The sequence below is a fragment of the Gluconobacter sp. Gdi genome (assembly GCF_014132155.1).
Classification (GTDB): domain Bacteria; phylum Pseudomonadota; class Alphaproteobacteria; order Acetobacterales; family Acetobacteraceae; genus Gluconobacter.
The window spans coordinates 631282-647931 of sequence record NZ_BLJQ01000002.1 but is presented as its reverse complement, the minus strand read 5'-3'; the positions used below and the strand labels follow the sequence as shown (position 1 = coordinate 647931).

Sequence of the window (16650 nt, the reverse complement as noted above, 5' to 3'; positions counted from 1 at the left end):
TTCCTGTCTGACACTCTATGCCGGACAGGAATTGAGGCTTCGTTAACGGACAGGCGGTTTCCCGTTCAGAAAAAACTCAGTCTTCGAACGGGTCACGCATCAGGATCGTGTCATCCCGCTCCGGGCTGGTGGACAGCAGCGTAACCGGAGCTTCAATCAGCTCTTCAATGCGACGAACATACTTGATGGCCTGTGCCGGCAGCTCACCCCACGAACGGGCGCCCGCTGTGGTTTCCTGCCAGCCCGGCATCGTCTCATAAATCGGCTTTACGCGAGCCTGCGCACCCGGAGCGGATGGGAAGGTGTCGATCTTCTTGCCGTCCAGCTCATAGCCAACGCAGATCGAAATTTCTTCCAGACCGTCCAGCACGTCCAGCTTCGTCAGGGCAATACCCGTGACGCCGCCCACACGGGCTGCACGGCGCAGCATGACAGCATCGAACCAGCCACAACGACGCGGACGGCCAGTGACCGTACCGAACTCATGACCACGCTCACCGATCGTCCGGCCAACATCATCGAACAGTTCGCTCGGGAACGGACCTTCGCCGACGCGGGTTGTGTAGGCCTTGGCAATACCGAGCACGAAGCCGATGGAAGCCGGGCTGACACCACTGCCAGATGCAGCAACGGCAGCTACCGTGTTGGAGCTCGTCACGAACGGATAGGTGCCGTGATCGACGTCCAGCATGACGGCCTGCGCGCCTTCAAACAGGATACGACGGCCAGCACGACGGGCTTCATCCAGACGATCCCAGACCGGGCAGGCAAAGGACATGAGGCGCGGCGTGAATTCCGTCAGGAAGTCCTTGAGTTCTTCCTTCGTGAAAGTATCAGCACCCAGACCCGCCAGCAGCGTGTTGTGATGCAGAAGTACTTCGTCCAGCTTCCAGTCCAGCGTCTCCGGCTCGGCCAGATCACAGACGCGAATGGCGCGACGAGCAACCTTGTCTTCGTAAGCCGGGCCAATACCGCGACCAGTCGTGCCGATCTTGCGATCACCACGAGCAGCTTCACGCGCACGATCCAGCGCACCATGGACTGGCAGGATCAGCGGAGCATTCTCAGCAATCCACAGCGTCTCAGGCGTGACCTTCAGGCCCTGCGCCGTTACGCGGTCAATCTCGGACATCAGCGCCTTTGGATCAATGACAACGCCATTGCCGATCACGCCAATCTGGCCACGCACGAGACCTGATGGCAGCAGTGACAGCTTGTAGACCTGATCGCCGACAACCAGCGTATGACCGGCGTTGTGACCACCCTGGAAACGGACAACGATATCAGCGCGGCTGGCAAGCCAGTCCACGATCTTGCCTTTACCCTCGTCCCCCCACTGGGTTCCGATCACGGTGACGTTGGACATGAGCTGGCTTCCTCGACTTGGTATGCAGAGCAGAAATTAGAAAAAACTGGGGGTCAGAGCGCGTGCGCTGCGCCATTCCGCCAGACATGGGTGCAGCGCAGATGGCGCGCTTCGGCATCAGGCTCTGCATCTACTTCAAGTGCAGAAACCGTCGCAAAACCTTGAGCATGGAGGGCTGCCATGGCCTCATCCTCCAGCCGAACGGGCACGTAGCACCGCGGACGGGACGGCGGCACAGGAGCCGCACGCAACAGCGCCTGCGGACGCAACGTCAAACCACAGGCTGGCTCCTGACCAGCAATATACCGCCCACCACGACCCAGCTCTTCACGCGAGGTGGTGGAAAAGACCGTGATGCATAGCCCGGTATGATACTGCCATCCGCGGAAATCCACGGGATCTACCGTCAGACGCAAGGACGGTGCGCGCTCGCGAATAGCGGCAACGGAGGCAACCAGACGCTCGAAATGCGGACGGACGGACGCCGGAAAATCAAGCGAAGCGAGCAGATCAAGCGCGCGACTGGCAGGACCTGCGGCCTGAAGCATGACCGCCAGAGTGTCCGCTATTGAGCCGCCAAGTTCAGCAACAGAGGCTGCATCCTTGCGGTTCAGCGCCTGAATCAGATCTTCCCGGTCCGCTTCAGGAATAGCAGTCTCGATCAGGCCCAGAGCCAGAGCTGGCATCGAGAGGTCGAAGGACACACCCTTGATGCCAAGCTCCTCAAGTGCTCTGGCGCCCAGCGCCACCACTTCAGCATCAGCCTGTGCAGAATCCGGGCCGATCAGTTCGATACCAGCCTGGGAAACCTGACGGTCAGCTTCACGTCCTGGCGTGCCGATGACGATACAGCTTCCGGAATAAGAGAGACGCAGCGGGCGCGGTGCATCCTGAAGGCGGACACTGGCGATACGGGCGATCTGCGTCGTCATATCTGGCCGAAGGGCCATCATGCGATGAGAGCTTGGGTCCATCAGACGGAACGTCTGAGTGGAGAGCGCACCGCCTGAACCGTTCAGAAGGGAGGTTTCAAACTCCAGCATGGGCGGACGTACACGCTCATAACCATGCCGGGAAAAGGCTTCCATGACGCAGGCAATGCCCCGCGCCTCAGCTTCGGCTTCCCCCGGCAGAAGGTCGGAGAAGCCAGACGGCAGAAGGGCAGCGCTTGGGGTCTCGGAATACAGGCTCATGCAGCAAACTCCTCGCGCGTGCACTCATACGCCCAGTCCAGCCACGGAAGGAGAGCCTGAATATCCGCTGCATCAACGGTGGCTCCTCCCCAGACCCGCAAACCAGCAGGGGCGTCTCGATAAGACGCGAGGTCATAGCCTGCACCTTCCTGTGCGACCAGCCCGGTCAAGTGCTTGACGGCCTTGGCCCGGGATTCAGGCGACAGGGCCTCGAACCAGGGTGCTACGATTTTGAGGCAGATTGACGTGCAGGACCGCGTTGCAGGATCGGACGCAAGAAAGGAGACCCAATCCGTCTTTTCCACCCATTCCGCTACGACGGCCAGACTGGCTTGCGAGCGCGCCTTGAGAGCAGGGAGACCACCCGCAGACTCTGCCCACCGCAAACCATCCAGCGCATCTTCGACGCACAGCATGGAGGGCGTGTTGATGGTATCCCCTTCGAACACAGCCTCCAGCAGGCCTTTCTTTCCCGTCAGACGGAAAATTTTGGGCAGCGGACGTGGGGCAGCCTCTGTCAGACGAGCGGCAGCACGGGGGCTGATGGCCACCATGCCGTGAGCGGCTTCACCGCCGAGGGCCTTCTGCCAGGACCACGTAACAACATCCAGACGATCCCACGGAAGGTCCATTGCAAAAGCAGCGGATGTTGCATCGCAGATGATCAAACCGTCATGCTCGACAGGAATAGCCTCTGCATTCGGAATGCGAACGCCTGACGTTGTACCGTTCCAGGTCAAAACGACATCGCGGGACCAGTCTACAGCCGCCAGATCCGGAAGCTCTCCATAAGGAGCGTCCAGCACGCGGAGATCTTCAATTTTCAGAACGTCCCGCAGATCCTGCGCCCATGTTCCGGAAAAACTTTCAAAAGACAGCACATCCATGCCGCGCTCACCGGCGATGGCCCAGAGAATCATCTCAACCGCACCGGTGTCCGAAGCCGGAACAACAGCCAGACGCCAGTCTGCGGGAATGCCTAGGATATTTTTTGAGCGGGTAATGACTTCCTTGAGGCGCGCACGGCCTTCAGGGGCACGATGTGACCGTCCCAACAGGGCCTGATCCAGAGCCGAGAGGGACCAGCCAGGGCGTTTTGCGCACGGACCAGAGGAAAAGAACGGGCGGGAAGGTCTGACAGTCGGCTTGGACATGCTCGTTCCGGGCTAAACGGTCCTCGGGTGCAGCCAGACTGGTGCGCCCGGTTTGTGGTGCGAGAGGGGGGATTCGAACCCCCATGCCTTTCGGCGGTCGATTTTGAGCCGACTGCGTCTACCGTTCCGCCACTCTCGCGCGAACGGCCCAGACCCTAGTGCATTCCTGAGCAAAGGACCAGACCGTGAAAAAAAAATCCCAAACCGTGGAAAATCAGAGACCCAGCATCAAAAGCAGATTCTGGATCGCAGCGCCAGAGGCTCCTTTACCCAGATTGTCGAGACGCGCGGTCAGAACCACTTTTTCTCCCTGCGCATTGCCGTGCACACGGAGCTCCATATTGTCCGTATTGGCCAGCGCATCTGCCAGGAGTTTGGGTTCAGACGGCAGAACCCGGACATGATCACACCCCCGATAAGCTTTTTCAAGCGTTGCCTCCAGATCGCGCGGCGTCGGATGGCCGGGCAGGTCCGCAAGGTGGAGCGGGATGGACACAATCATGCCCTGCGGAAAGTGTCCTACGGACGGCACGAACACCGGCTGGCGCGTCAGGCCGGAGTAGTGCTGGATTTCTGGAAGATGTTTGTGTTCCAGCGTCAGCCCGTAAAGAAAGAATGCCGGGCCGCCATCCCGTTCATGCGCCTCGATCGCGGAGCGCCCTGCCCCACTGTAACCCGAAACGGCATTGATGGAGATGGAGTGATCTGCTGGGACAAGGCCAGCGCGAACCAGCGGCCGCAAAAGCGCAATTGCACCCGTTGGATAACAGCCAGGATTCGCAACATGGGTGGCACCGCGGATCAGGGCGCCCTGATCTTCATCCAGTTCCGGCAGACCATAAACCCAGCCATCGGCAATCCGGTGCGCCGTACTGGCATCCAGAATACGGACGTTCAGACCCTCTGCCAGAGCAACGGTTTCACGCGCGGCATCGTCTGGCAGACAGAGAATGGCAATATCTGCCTGTGCCAGCAGGGCGCGCCGTGCCTCAGCGTCTTTGCGCAGAGCCGGATCAATCGACAACAGTTCCAAGCCGTAATTTTCGGGCAGAGCCTCGATACGCTGGCGGATGCCGAGCCCCGTGGTTCCTGCTTCTCCGTCGATAAAGATCCTGGCCATGTATTTAAAATCCGGTCTGCAAAAAATGTCCGGCCTGTCCAAGCAGCCGGGCTGGCCTTCTTATCGCGTTACCCTTGGTGCTGTCATCCCGTGAGAACGGTTCGTGCGCTCTGTGCTTTCTGTCTGTGCAACGAAAGAGTATGCTTTTGGGTCAGGCCAGACGCCAGATCATTACCCAGGAGCTGTTATGACCCAGACCCACCCCGTCCGTCAGATTGACCGCCTTCTGGAGATCATGAAGCGCCTGCGCGACCCGCAGAGCGGTTGCCCGTGGGACGTGGCACAAACACCCGAAACCATTGCACCCTTCGCCATAGAAGAAGCGTATGAGGTGATGGATGCCATCGCCCGGGATGACAGTGATTCCTTGCCGGATGAACTTGGGGATCTGCTGCTACAAGTCGTATTCCAAGCGCAAATGGCTGAAGAAAAGGGGCAATTTGACTTCGAAACCGTTGCTGGAAAGATCGCTGACAAGATGGTCCGCCGCCATCCCAACATCTTCAGCGATGTAGAACACGACGAAGACCTGTGGGAACGCACGAAAGAAACCGAGCGCCACGCCAAAGCAGAATATGGCGCACTCGCTGGTGTGGCCCAGCACCTGCCTGCCCTGGTCAGAGCCGCCAAGCTGTGCCGCCGTGCAGCTCGCGTCGGGTTCGACTGGGATGATGCGTCGGGCGTGTTGGAAAAGGTGCAGGAAGAAATCGGCGAACTTAAAGCCGAACTGGACGGAGACCGGGATCGGATCGAAGACGAACTGGGGGATGTCCTGTTCACTGTCGCCAGTCTGGCACGCAAGCTGGGCATTGACCCGGAAGCCGCATTGCGCCGCAGCAACCGGAAGTTCACGCGCCGTTTCGAAGCCATGGAAGCCAGCCTGGCCTCTGAGGGTAAAACAATGGGCGAGCAAAATCTGGAAACGCTGGAAACGCTTTGGCAGACGGTCAAGAAACAGCCGGGGATGCGCTGATCGTTCCCCGCTCATCTTCCTCAATTCTACATCGCCCCTAAGGATACCTTGATATGGACCTCCAGCTTTCCGGCCGCAAAGCTCTTGTTCTTGGCGCCTCTTCCGGCCTGGGCCGGGGCGTTGCGAAGGCACTGGCGGCAGAAGGGGTCCATATCGTTCTGGCTGCACGCGCCAGTGACAGGCTGACAGACGCAGCAACAGCGATTGCCAGTCAGCACGGCGTTCAGACTGTGGCGCTGCCGGTTGATCTGTCGAACAGCGCCTCCGTTGAGGAATTCGTTCAGGCCATCCGCACGCAGCATCCGGATATTTCCATTCTGGTAAACAATACCGGCGGCCCCTCCCCATCAGGTGTTGAGGGCATTTCCATAGACACATGGAAACAGCAGTTTGAGACCATGGTTCTGAGCCTGTTCAGAATTACGGATGCAGTACTGCCCGGTATGAAGGAGCGCCGGTGGGGACGCATCCTCACCATCGCTTCGGCTGTTGTGGTTGAGCCAAATATCAGGCTCGGCGTCTCCGTCACATTACGCTCGGCACTCGCGGGCTGGTCCAAAACACTTGCGACGGAAGTGGCCCCCTATGGCGTGACGGTCAACATGCTGCTGCCCGGCCACATCACGACTGATCGCACCCATTTCCTTGCAGAGGCCGAAGCCCGCAAGACGGGTAAAACGTCAGAAGACATTCAGGCGGAAAAAGCCCGCAATATCCCCGCTGGACGTTACGGCACTGTCGAGGAGTTCGGCGCAACTGCGGCTTTTCTCTCCAGTACGGCTGCTGCCTATATAACCGGCAGCATGATCCGTATTGATGGTGGTGCACTGAAGTCGATCTGAAACAGTCTTGGGTAAAAGAATACCCTATTTTCTTTTTTAGGAAACTGCGCTCCCCCGTGCGGGATTAATCCTTTCGGTTACCCCGAAGGAAAATTCCATGCCGCCTACGTTGCGACGCAGTTCGTTCCTGCCCCTTGTGACGGGCATTTTGCTCGTTCTGCTTGGCTTAGGGCTGGCTTTACCCGGTCTGTGGTTAATTGGACTGGGAGGCTCTTTCTATTACGCCGTCGCGGGCGTCCTCATGGTGGCGTCCGGCATTCTGATGATCCGACTTCACCCCGGCGCTTCCGCAGTTTATGCAGGGCTCCTGCTTTATACGCTTTTCTGGGCGTTAGAGCGCGTTGGCCTCGATGGCTGGCGCCTTCTCCCGCCTCTCGCCCTGCCAGCGGGGATGGGCCTGTGGGTGTTCAGTCCTTGGATTACGGGACGACTGCTCCAAGGCACGGAGCGTCGCTCCTTCGGCAAACCCGTTGTTGCAGGCGGCATGGCATTCTGCGCGGCACTGTTTGTCTTCGTGTTTGCCTGCGGATGGCACATTACCGCCTCACGCGACCAGCAGTTCAATCCGTTCCCCGGTGAGACCGGTGCGACCCTTCCGGGCGCGGACCAGCAGGCTGCCAATGACTGGCAGTTCTATGGCGGCTCTCCAGCCGGAGACCGCTTTGCCATGCCAACCCAGATCAACGCTTCCAACGCTCATGATCTGAAAGTGGCGTGGGTCTATCACAGCAAGGATCTACCCCGGGCTGGCGAAAACTCCCGTGGGCGGGAATTCAGCTTTGAAGCAACACCTATCAAAATCGGCAACCGGCTGTTTTTCTGCACGCCGCACCGAGATGTCGTGGCGCTTGATGCAACATCCGGAAAGGAAATCTGGCGATATTCGCCAGGTGGGGAATTCGGCAAGAACATCTATCAGGCCTGCCGTGGCGTTTCCTACGTCAATGCACCGGGAACGGACTGCGCCCATCGCATCGTCTCAACAAATTCCAGCTCTCCTCCAACACTGTTTGAGGTGGATGCAGACACGGGAAAGCTCTGCGAAAGCTTTGGCGATCATGGCGTTGTGGATCTCCGGGATGGGATGGGAGCTATTCCACCCGGCTTTCACTTCATCACCTCCCCCCCCATGATGCTGCATAACCGCATCATGACGAGCGGCTGGGTTTATGATGATCAGACGGTTGGCGAACCTTCCGGCGTTATTCGTGGCTTTGATGCTATTACGGGCCAACTGGCCTGGGCCTGGGACATGGGTCGCACACCAGCCAACAAACCTCTCGATCCCGGCGAAGTCTTTACCCGTGGCACTGCCAATGGCTGGGGTGTTTATACGGCCGATTCCGGGCTGAACATGGTTTACGTGCCCCTCGGGATTGCCACACCTGACTATTTCGGTGGCAAGCGCCGGAGCTTTGACGAGAAGTATGACAGCTCCCTTGTCGCCTTGGATATCACAACTGGCGAAGAGCGCTGGCATTTCCAGACCGTTCATCATGATCTGTGGGATTTTGATCTCCCGATCGGCCCATCTCTGGTGGATCTGCCAGATGCCCACGGCACCCTGACGCCCGCACTGGTGCAAACAACCAAGCAGGGCGAACTCTTCGTGCTGGACCGCCGAACGGGTGCCCCATTCTACCGTGTTCAGGAAATACCAGTGCCCGCAGGAGATACGCCGGGCGAACATTATTCACCAACGCAGCCTCTCTCCTCAGAGATGCCCAATCTACGCCGGCCCAATCTGACGGAAGACGATATGTGGGGCGCGACCCCATATGATCAGATGTTCTGCCGCATTGCCTTCCGCTCCATGCGATACAAGGGCCTCTTCACACCACCGAGCCAGCTGGGCACCGTAGGCTTTCCAGCGTTTGATGGCGTGGCGGACTGGTATGGCGGCACCATCGACCCGACGCATGGCGTCATGTATATCAACACCACGTTCATTCCGTTCCTGATGACGTTGGTACCACAGGAAAAAGCCCTAGCCAAAGGGCTCTATAAATCCTGGCATGACTGGGCACAGCCTTATCCAGAGCCTGTTTTCACAAACAATCCCCAACATGGCCTGCCCTTTGCGGCCGTTGTGAAGCCATGGCTTGGCCCGTTTGGTGCCCCCTGCCTGGCACCCCCATGGGGCAAGATGCAGGCGATTGATCTTGTTCACCGTCGGATCATCTGGGAGCGGGCTTTGGGCACAACGAAGAATGTTGGCCCGACGAACACGCTGCGGATGCCCGTTGGCCTCCCCACCAGTGTCTTTTCCATGGGCGGCAGCGTGACGACGCCGAATGGTCTGGTGTTCATGGGCGCGCTGGCCGATCAAAGCTTCCATGTTCTTGATGGGCATGACGGCCATACCCTCTTCAAGACGGAACTGGATGCCGGCGGCAATGCCACGCCGCTGACCTATATGGGTGAAGACGGGCGGCAATATGTCGTGCTGGCTGTAGGTGGTCATGGCGGGCTGAAAACACGCAACAGCGATGAAGTCGTGGCCTTTGCTTTACCTAAAGCCCCATGAACATACTGTCTCCCTGCCGTCAGGGCAGGAAGACAGCAGGAGGCAGGATCAAACATGGCCGGGAAACAGCACACTTATTCCGTGAAGGTTGTCTGGACCGGCAATACGGGAACCGGCACATCCTCTGCCCGCAGCTACACGCGCAATTACGATATTACTGCACCGGGCAAGCCCAGGATTGAAGGGTCATCCGACCCTTCTTTTCGCGGAGACCCTGCCCGATGGAATCCTGAAGATCTGCTTCTGGCATCCCTGTCAGCCTGTCACAAACTCTGGTTTCTGGGGCTCTGTGCGCAGGCAGGCATCGTCGTCACGGCATACGAAGACCAGGCTACAGGCGAAATGGAAGAAGAACGCACCGGCGCTGGGCAGTTCACGTCCGTAACGCTTCATCCCCGCGTCATCCTGTCTGCCACGTCAGACGCAGAGAAAGCACTGGAGCTGCATCACAAGGCGCACGACATGTGCTTCATCGCACGATCGGTCAATTTCCCGATCATGAACGAGCCTGTAATCGTTCATGAGGGCGAACAGGACGCCTGAAACGCATCCACCTCGACGGCTCGAAGCCAAAAAAATCGCCTTTTGACCGAAAAGATGCGCCGGGTCGGCTGGTCCGGCGTTTTCATGTTGGCTGAACCTGCTAGAGAGCATCCCATGACGGATGAACTCGCCACGTTCGATTTCGAACTGCCCCGCGACCATATTGCGACCGAACCCGCCAGACCGCGTGACAGCGCAAAGCTGCTGCATGTGCGTTCGGGAGAAGCGCCCGATCTTCGGATCATACGCGATCTGCCCGGCCTGCTGCGGGAAGGCGATCTGCTGATTGCGAACAATACAGCCGTCATCCGCGCCCAGCTTTCCGCCACGCGCGGCGAGGCGAAAATCGGCATCACGCTGGACCGGATACTGGCTGACGGAAGCTGGCATGCGCTCGCCCGCAACTCCCGCAAGCTGAAACCGAACGATACGCTGAATTTTGGCGATGATCCGGTCACGGCCTCCGTTGTGGAAAATGAAGGCGATGGTGCCGTCAGCATCCGCTTTTCCGTCGAAGGGGATGCGTTCGATGCGTTCCTCGAACGCGTGGGAGCATTGGCCCTTCCGCCTTATATCGACCGTCCCTTCGGGCCGACCGTGCAGGATGACAGCGATTACCGGACGATCTTTTCCGAGCATCGCGGTGCTGTTGCGGCACCCACCGCTGGACTGCATTTCACGCCAGACCTTCTGGCCGCGCTCGACGCAAAAGGCATCCAGCGCCGAACCCTGACGCTGCATGTCGGCGCTGGTACGTTCCTGCCTGTCCGATCCTCCATCGCCGAGCATCGTATGCACGCAGAATGGGGTGAGATTGATGCGGAGACGGCGCAGGCCATCAACGAAACACGCGCCCGCGGTGGCCGCGTTATTGCTGTCGGAACCACGTCTCTCCGCCTGCTGGAAAGTGCGGCGCAGGAAGACGGTACGGTTCAGCCCTGGCGGGGCGAGACGTCCATTTTCATCAAGCCTGGTTATCGCTTCAAGGCGGTGGACCTGCTCATGACCAATTTCCATCTGCCGCGCTCAACGCTCTTCATGCTGGTCTGCGCGTTCAGCGGCACCGACACCATGCGTGAGGCCTATGCCTACGCCATCGCCAACGGACTGAGGTTCTATTCCTACGGCGATGCCTGCCTTCTGGAGCGAGCACCATGACCGAACAGGCCACAAAGATGACGTGGGTTCCGGAAGCTACCTGCGGACAGGCCCGTGCGGGCCATCTACACACCCGTCACGGCACCGTCCCGACCCCGACCTTCATGCCCGTTGGCACCGTTGGCACCGTGAAGGGCATGACCATGGATGCCGTTCGCTCCACGGGCGCAGGCATTGTTCTGGGCAACACCTACCATCTGATGCTGCGCCCGACGGCGGACCGCGTGCAAAAGCTGGGCGGTTTGCACAAGATGATGGACTGGTCCGGCCCGATCCTGACGGATTCTGGCGGGTTCCAGGTCATGTCCCTCGGTGCACTCCGCAAGCTCGATCAGGACGGCGTGACGTTCCAGTCCCATATTGATGGCAGCAAGCATCGCTTGTCGCCAGAGATCTCGACGGACATCCAGTACAAGCTCGATGCCACCATCACCATGGCGTTCGATGAGTGCCCTGCCCTTCCCGCCACGCCGGAAGCGCTGCGTAAATCCATGGAACTCTCCATGCGTTGGGCGGCCCGCTCACGTGAGGCGTTCGTGGCACGTGAGGGCTATGGCCAGTTCGGCATCGTGCAAGGCGGCACCGAGCGCGACCTGCGCGAATATTCCATCAAGGCGCTGACGGAGATCGGCTTCGAAGGCTATGCGATCGGCGGTCTGGCGGTGGGTGAAGGTCAGGAACTTATGTTCTCGACCCTCGATTTCACAACGCCAATGCTTCCGCAGGACAAGGCGCGCTACCTGATGGGCGTTGGTACGCCGGACGATCTGCTGGGGTCGGTCATGCGTGGTGTGGACATGTTCGACTGCGTGATGCCCTCGCGTGCTGGCCGTACGGCGCGAGCTTATACGGAGCGCGGCTACATCAACCTGCGCAACGCACGCTTTGCTGAAGACACGCGCCCGCTGACACCGCATGACGACAGCCCGATGGCCGGTCGTTACACCCGCGCTTATCTACATCACCTGTTCCGTGCTGGCGAGATGCTCGGCCCGATGCTGCTGACATGGCACAATCTGGCCTACTACCAGCGCCTGATGCGGCAGATCCGCGCCGCTATTGTCGACGGTACGCTGAACGAACTGGCGATCAAACTACGCGAGGACTGGTCCAAGGGAGACTGGACCGAAGATGAATGGCCCATGCCCTCTCTCGCTTTGTAAGTTTTCATTCTGATCCTGTTCCAATAATGTGTTTCCCCAACGACCTTCGGCTTTGGGGAATACGGATTTGAAACGCTTTAATGCAGGCCTGGCTCTTGCCGGGCTTCTCTGTGCGGGCAGCGCTCTGGCTGCGCCCCATAAGGAAGAAATCAAGGTTCTTGTTGTCGCCAACTGGGAAGTCGGCGCGGACAAGGGCGATGAGCCTGGCGAATATCAGGACTGGGTGGAGCGTCTTCATCTTGATGAAGAACGCCCCATTCGCGGCGTACAAGAAAAGCTGCGCCGCAATGCAGATGGCGTTTACGGCATCGCCCTGAAGAGCGGCAGCATTGACCTGCATGCGCTTGCGCTCGATCCGCATTATGATCTGACGCACACCTACTGGATTTTTACCGGCATTTCTGGCGTGAACCCGAACGTCGCATCCGTAGGTAGTGTGGCCTGGGCACGCTGGGTTGTAGATGGAGACGCATTGCGGGAAATCGATGACCGCACGGTTCCGAAAGGCTGGCCGTATGGTCTATACGCCATCGGGGCGGACAAGCCGGACACGCTGCCAGCCAACGCAAACCATTATGGCTCTGTCACGGATGTGGCGGAACTCAGCAAGGCGTATCCGCTCAATCAGGGTCTGGCGAACTGGGCCTTCAACCTGAGCAAGAAAACTCCGATGGCAGACGATCCCGCCATTGCCGAGCGCCGGAAGTCCTGGAAAGGCTTCCCCAATGCCCAGAAGCCGCCCATGCTCATTATGGGTGAAACGCTCGGTGCGCTTCGTTACTGGCACGGCCCGTCCCGCAACGAGTGGGCGGAAAAATGGGTCAAGCTGTGGACAAAAGATCAGGGCCAGTTTGTCATGACCAATGAGGAAAGCCAGACGTATCAGCTCGATATGCGAACACTGGCTCGTCTGGGGTATGTCGATTTGAACCGCGTCATGGTTCTGCGCTCAGGGAGCAATTTTGACATGCCCCCTCCAGGCGTGCCGATCACCGAGAGCATCGGAGACGAAGCGCCCGGCCAGAAACTCGCGTTCGATAACAACGAGCGTGCCGGTGAGCCGGTTGTCCATGAACTGATTGCTCACTGGGCAACATACCGGACGCATATTCCCGGCCAGAATTGATTCATCACATTGGTTTTTACGTCATGACCCTCGAACACTCGACGTCAACGCAGCGTTAGTACCGCTATTATGACGGGAAGAAGGCTGGGTCATGACAGGTTTTTTCGACCTGACCGCAAGAGGCTTTATCGGTGAAGGTCGGCTTCAGCTCGAAGAACTGGTGCTGGCATTCATCCTGTCCTCGCTTGTCGGGCTGGAGCGGGAACTTCGGCAAAAGAGCGCAGGACTGAGAACTCACACGCTTGTTGGGGTCTCGGCTGCCCTGTTCATGCTGATCTCAAAATACGGCTTTATGGATATTCTGGTGCCCGGCAGAGTCGTCCTGGACCCGTCACGCGTGGCCGCTCAGGTCGTTTCCGGAATCGGATTTGTAGGCGGCGGGGTGATTTTCATGCGTCGGGATATCGTCCGGGGCCTGACAACAGCAGCCTCCATCTGGTTTACCGCTGCGTTGGGCATGGCTTGTGGCGGTGGCCTCATTCTGTTGGCGCTGGCAACGACCGGGGCACATTTTATCGTCATGGTGCTGTATCCGCGCCTCCTGAAACGCCTTCCCAACACACGGGAACGCACCTCGGAGCTTGCGATACAGTATCGAGGGGACATGGTGAAACCAGTTCTGACATGCATGACAGAACTGGGTTTTTCCCTCGATAGCCTTACCTTCAGCAATACGGATGCCAGTCCCGGAAACATCACGACGATGACTGTCAGGATCCGTGGGAAACGTGCAATTTCCCACGGTATTACGGCCTTGGCGGCACTCCCCGGAGTTCAGGGCGTACACCTCTTGCCCTCAGATAAAAGGCAGTAGGTTCTTACAAGGCGTGTGGCATTGTCTTCTCATACTTATCCCAGTGGGTCGCCAGTTCACGTACGACAACACTTCCCACCGTATAAGCGGCCTCGACCGACGGAATGAACGCGGAATAACTGCCCTCGTGAGCTTCTTCCGCCAATAGTTCAGCGGCCGTCTGACCGGGATACTGCATGTCGAAATTACTGGTCGTGCGCAGGATCAACGCACGCTGTGGATCAACACGCCCTGCCTTGGCCTGTGCGGCAAGTGCCTGACAGAACGCAACGTCTTCTTCAGCCGTCGTGGCGAGCGTGCCCTGATTATCCGTCCAGTAACGAACCCAGCGCTCAGCCCAGGCATTCATCTTCTCACCAGCCCAGAACGTCTCGCCGGAAATGGTATCCCCCACCATCACAGACGGTGCTTTCAGGGCTTCCGGATACCCCTTATAGCGGGCACGGGACGCCTGAAGGCCCGGCGTATCTGGCAGGCTCATGTTTTTCGTCAGGCCATAAGCCCACTGCACGAGCTCTGGATTGAACGTGTAAACCATGTCTCCGCTAACAGAATGAAGCGGCGGCCGTGGCTTTTCATCCGGAACACTACCCTGAACAGGCGTAAAGCCATCAGGCCAGGACTTCGGGATCTCTCGCGGATCAATCAGATGCGACAGACCACCATTGATCACGCGTGGTGCCCAAATGGCAGATCCGACCGTCCCGAACTTCGGATCGACACCACCGATCCCGGCCAGAACAAAATAGGCGTGCTTCAGATCAAAGCGTGGATCAAGGACGAGCGCCGTGATGGCGGATGCCATGTGCTCCGGCCCTTCCCCGGACGCGATACCCAGAACATGCAGTTCCGGATTGTAGTGCATGACATCATGGTCCGTACCGGGCGCGGGAATTTCCTGCGAGAGCGGGAGCTTCTCAACCCAGTTCTGGTACTCGCCCGGCGTATCGCCCGTGTCCTTGCCAAGTTCGAAGGTCGTCACCACAACCACTCGCACAGGAATAGGCCGCGTTTTGGCAGATGCGCCGGAGACACTGCCTGAAACTGCGAGGACGGACAGGGCAGTCGCCCCGAAGAGAGTTTTCAGGCGGTTCATTGATAGAGGCTTTCGTGTGGAGCGGAGGTTTCAAAGGCGACAAACCGCGATTCAAGCTGCCATTGAAGGCGAGCTTTCTCGCTGGCTTTCAAAAGATCAGCACAAGGGCCGCTCTCAGGCTGTGAAGAAGGCAGGGTCTGGCAGGCTGCAACAGGCTTGCCAACCTGATGGTTGTCCCAAAGGCTCTGTCCCGGAATAAACGCATATTCCAACCCGGTACGGGACATCTGCTTCAGGTCCGCATAGCTGAGATTATAGGTTCGAGCAGCGCGAACATATTCCTGCGTCAGATCACCACGAGAAACACCCTCGTCATCCGTGGAGAGCGCAACAGGAACACCGGCCCGGCGATAGAGCGGCAACGGATGTTCAGCGCCCTTCACGTTCAGGATCTCATCATTGCTCGTCAGGTTGATTTCCACCATGACGTGCTTCTTAGCCATCTCGGCCAGCAGCCCGGCGACGTCGTCTTCCGAAGCGATATCAACGCCATGGCCAATACGCTTGGCGCCGGCAATTTCAATGGCTTCACGAATGTGATGCTTCAGTCCTTCAGGCGGAACCAGCTTGCCAGTCAGTTCGCCAGCATGAAGGCTGAGGTTCACACCCGGATAGACCTGCGACAGAAACTGAAACATCCGCATATGCAGGGTGTAATCCCGCATGGCGATGGCATCATCTTCCGGTGCAACAATATTGAGGCCGACAAATCGGGGATCGGCCTTTACGACAGCATATCCGGCATCAAGCTGCGCATAAACAGCTTGGGGCGGCAGTGTGCGAAGAACCTGAAACAGGTAATGAACACTGACGCTGCAGCCTGGATGAGCGTCTGCCGTGCCGCATTTCAGAACCTTCTGTGCCTGCTTGTCCATGGCATCCGTCTCCTGACGGGCCTGCGTGACAAGCGCCGGGATTTCAGCCTCCAGCGTTTTATGAGCGGCAGCAAAATCCTCACCATTCATCGGATGTTTGAAACCTGCATGGATCATCGCTGGAAGAGCCGGAGAGATCATGGGTTCGATATAGGTGATATGATCGTGTGCGGCACGATCCATGACCTCTGCCAACATATCTCCCTGATGGGCTGCGTCGATCGCTCCAAAATGCTGAAAAGCCGCAAAGAAGTGGTCATGGCCTGAACGGTCAGAAGGAGACGGCGTGAAGTCCCGCATGGACATGGCGTCAATCAGGCGGTTTTCTGCATCCGGGTTTCCCGCCAAAGCAGCGGCTGGCATCTCCCCATCTTTAGGATGCGGGCAGGCATGGCTCAGGATCTCAAGGCTTTTGAGAGAAACGCACAACCCGTCCCGGGCGGCCCAGTCCAGCATGTTTTCTGCGTAGATTGCCCCTACGAGATGATTGTGCAGATCTGCGCCCTTTGGGAAGGCTCTCAGGAACAGCCCAAGCCGAACCGGATCATTCCGAAGGGAGTTGTAAGTCTGCTCAACAGCAGACGGAGCTTCGGCCCTTGCCAGAGGAGACAGGGCCGTCAGAGACAGGGCAGCCGCTACGAGAACGGAAGGAATGGTGCATCGCATGGTGGCACGATGCCGACTGCCCACGCCCCTGACA

The 16650-nt window shown here is 58.6% G+C and carries 14 protein-coding genes and 1 tRNA gene; 8 read left to right on the top strand and 7 right to left on the bottom strand.

Translation table 11 applies throughout. The features are described from left to right. Nucleotides 1–76: 76 nt before the first annotated feature. The 5 genes from JN414_RS06845 to argC all read right to left on the bottom strand — a co-directional run bounded on the left by JN414_RS06845 (nt 77) and on the right by argC (nt 4833). Nucleotides 77–1366 carry an adenylosuccinate synthase gene (locus tag JN414_RS06845; RefSeq protein WP_202207226.1) on the bottom strand — a complete coding sequence of 430 codons (1290 nt, stop codon included), beginning with the start codon at nt 1364–1366 and terminating at the stop codon, nt 77–79. 53 nt (nt 1367–1419) lie between these two features. Further along, a complete protein-coding gene (locus JN414_RS06840; RefSeq protein ID WP_099211890.1) occupies nt 1420–2559 on the bottom strand; it encodes an ATP phosphoribosyltransferase regulatory subunit in 1140 nt (379 codons plus the stop codon). Then, the gene (locus tag JN414_RS06835) at nt 2556–3713 is read right to left on the bottom strand and encodes a phosphoserine transaminase (protein WP_202207225.1); all 1158 of its coding nucleotides are present in this window, start codon (nt 3711–3713) and stop codon (nt 2556–2558) included. The genes JN414_RS06840 and JN414_RS06835 overlap by 4 nt, the downstream gene beginning before the upstream one ends. A 55-nt stretch (nt 3714–3768) precedes the next feature. Further along, nucleotides 3769–3852 (bottom strand) — tRNA-Leu (locus JN414_RS06830). Between the two features lie 75 nt (nt 3853–3927). After that, nucleotides 3928–4833, bottom strand: a complete 906-nt coding sequence (gene argC, locus JN414_RS06825; protein ID WP_202207224.1) for an N-acetyl-gamma-glutamyl-phosphate reductase — start codon at nt 4831–4833, stop codon at nt 3928–3930. Nucleotides 4834–5020: 187 nt separating this feature from the next. On the opposite strand from argC, the gene mazG reads away from it, so the two are divergent. The 8 genes from mazG to JN414_RS06785 all read left to right on the top strand — a co-directional run bounded on the left by mazG (nt 5021) and on the right by JN414_RS06785 (nt 13979). Further along, nucleotides 5021–5806, top strand: coding sequence for a nucleoside triphosphate pyrophosphohydrolase (gene mazG / locus JN414_RS06820; RefSeq protein WP_202207223.1), 786 nt, complete (start codon nt 5021–5023; stop codon nt 5804–5806). A 53-nt stretch (nt 5807–5859) separates the two neighbouring features. Further along, nucleotides 5860–6648, top strand: a complete 789-nt coding sequence (locus tag JN414_RS06815) for an SDR family oxidoreductase (RefSeq protein WP_202207222.1) — start codon at nt 5860–5862, stop codon at nt 6646–6648. Nucleotides 6649–6745: 97 nt separating this feature from the next. After that, nucleotides 6746–9175: a membrane-bound PQQ-dependent dehydrogenase, glucose/quinate/shikimate family gene (locus tag JN414_RS06810; RefSeq protein WP_202207221.1), complete on the top strand. Its 2430-nt coding sequence runs from the start codon at nt 6746–6748 to the stop codon at nt 9173–9175. Nucleotides 9176–9229: 54 nt separating this feature from the next. Beyond that, a complete protein-coding gene (locus JN414_RS06805) occupies nt 9230–9718 on the top strand; it encodes an OsmC family protein (protein ID WP_202207220.1) in 489 nt (162 codons plus the stop codon). Between the two features lie 114 nt (nt 9719–9832). Continuing rightward, the gene (gene queA, locus JN414_RS06800) at nt 9833–10876 is read left to right on the top strand and encodes a tRNA preQ1(34) S-adenosylmethionine ribosyltransferase-isomerase QueA (protein WP_202207219.1); all 1044 of its coding nucleotides are present in this window, start codon (nt 9833–9835) and stop codon (nt 10874–10876) included. Beyond that, nucleotides 10873–12039 carry a tRNA guanosine(34) transglycosylase Tgt gene (gene tgt, locus JN414_RS06795; protein WP_202207218.1) on the top strand — a complete coding sequence of 389 codons (1167 nt, stop codon included), beginning with the start codon at nt 10873–10875 and terminating at the stop codon, nt 12037–12039. Before queA ends, tgt begins: the two co-directional genes overlap by 4 nt. 67 nt (nt 12040–12106) lie before the next feature. Further along, nucleotides 12107–13165 (top strand): purine nucleoside permease, encoded by a 1059-nt coding sequence (locus JN414_RS06790; RefSeq protein WP_202207217.1) that lies wholly within the window; start codon nt 12107–12109, stop codon nt 13163–13165. Nucleotides 13166–13256: 91 nt separating this feature from the next. Further along, on the top strand, nt 13257–13979 hold the full coding sequence (locus JN414_RS06785) for an MgtC/SapB family protein (RefSeq protein ID WP_202207216.1): 723 nt from the start codon (nt 13257–13259) through the stop codon (nt 13977–13979). Between the two features lie 4 nt (nt 13980–13983). On the opposite strand, the gene JN414_RS06780 is transcribed toward JN414_RS06785, so the two are convergent. Further along, a complete protein-coding gene (locus tag JN414_RS06780) occupies nt 13984–15075 on the bottom strand; it encodes a purine nucleoside permease (RefSeq protein ID WP_202207215.1) in 1092 nt (363 codons plus the stop codon). After that, nucleotides 15072–16616 carry an adenosine deaminase gene (locus tag JN414_RS06775; RefSeq protein WP_202207284.1) on the bottom strand — a complete coding sequence of 515 codons (1545 nt, stop codon included), beginning with the start codon at nt 16614–16616 and terminating at the stop codon, nt 15072–15074. The genes JN414_RS06780 and JN414_RS06775 overlap by 4 nt, the downstream gene beginning before the upstream one ends. Nucleotides 16617–16650: the final 34 nt, after the last annotated feature.

What these genes read in the sequence shown, in the direction of transcription:
- JN414_RS06845 (WP_202207226.1), bottom strand. Translation starts at nt 1,366, where the DNA reads ATGTCCAACGTCACCGTGATCGGAACCCAGTGGGGGGACGAGGGTAAA.
- mazG (WP_202207223.1), top strand. Translation starts at nt 5,021, where the DNA reads ATGACCCAGACCCACCCCGTCCGTCAGATTGACCGCCTTCTGGAGATC.
- JN414_RS06785 (WP_202207216.1), top strand. Translation starts at nt 13,257, where the DNA reads ATGACAGGTTTTTTCGACCTGACCGCAAGAGGCTTTATCGGTGAAGGT.
- argC (WP_202207224.1), bottom strand. Translation starts at nt 4,833, where the DNA reads ATGGCCAGGATCTTTATCGACGGAGAAGCAGGAACCACGGGGCTCGGC.
- tgt (WP_202207218.1), top strand. Translation starts at nt 10,873, where the DNA reads ATGACCGAACAGGCCACAAAGATGACGTGGGTTCCGGAAGCTACCTGC.
- queA (WP_202207219.1), top strand. Translation starts at nt 9,833, where the DNA reads ATGACGGATGAACTCGCCACGTTCGATTTCGAACTGCCCCGCGACCAT.
- JN414_RS06840 (WP_099211890.1), bottom strand. Translation starts at nt 2,559, where the DNA reads ATGAGCCTGTATTCCGAGACCCCAAGCGCTGCCCTTCTGCCGTCTGGC.
- JN414_RS06805 (WP_202207220.1), top strand. Translation starts at nt 9,230, where the DNA reads ATGGCCGGGAAACAGCACACTTATTCCGTGAAGGTTGTCTGGACCGGC.
- JN414_RS06775 (WP_202207284.1), bottom strand. Translation starts at nt 16,616, where the DNA reads ATGCGATGCACCATTCCTTCCGTTCTCGTAGCGGCTGCCCTGTCTCTG.
- JN414_RS06815 (WP_202207222.1), top strand. Translation starts at nt 5,860, where the DNA reads ATGGACCTCCAGCTTTCCGGCCGCAAAGCTCTTGTTCTTGGCGCCTCT.
- JN414_RS06780 (WP_202207215.1), bottom strand. Translation starts at nt 15,075, where the DNA reads ATGAACCGCCTGAAAACTCTCTTCGGGGCGACTGCCCTGTCCGTCCTC.
- JN414_RS06810 (WP_202207221.1), top strand. Translation starts at nt 6,746, where the DNA reads ATGCCGCCTACGTTGCGACGCAGTTCGTTCCTGCCCCTTGTGACGGGC.
- JN414_RS06835 (WP_202207225.1), bottom strand. Translation starts at nt 3,713, where the DNA reads ATGTCCAAGCCGACTGTCAGACCTTCCCGCCCGTTCTTTTCCTCTGGT.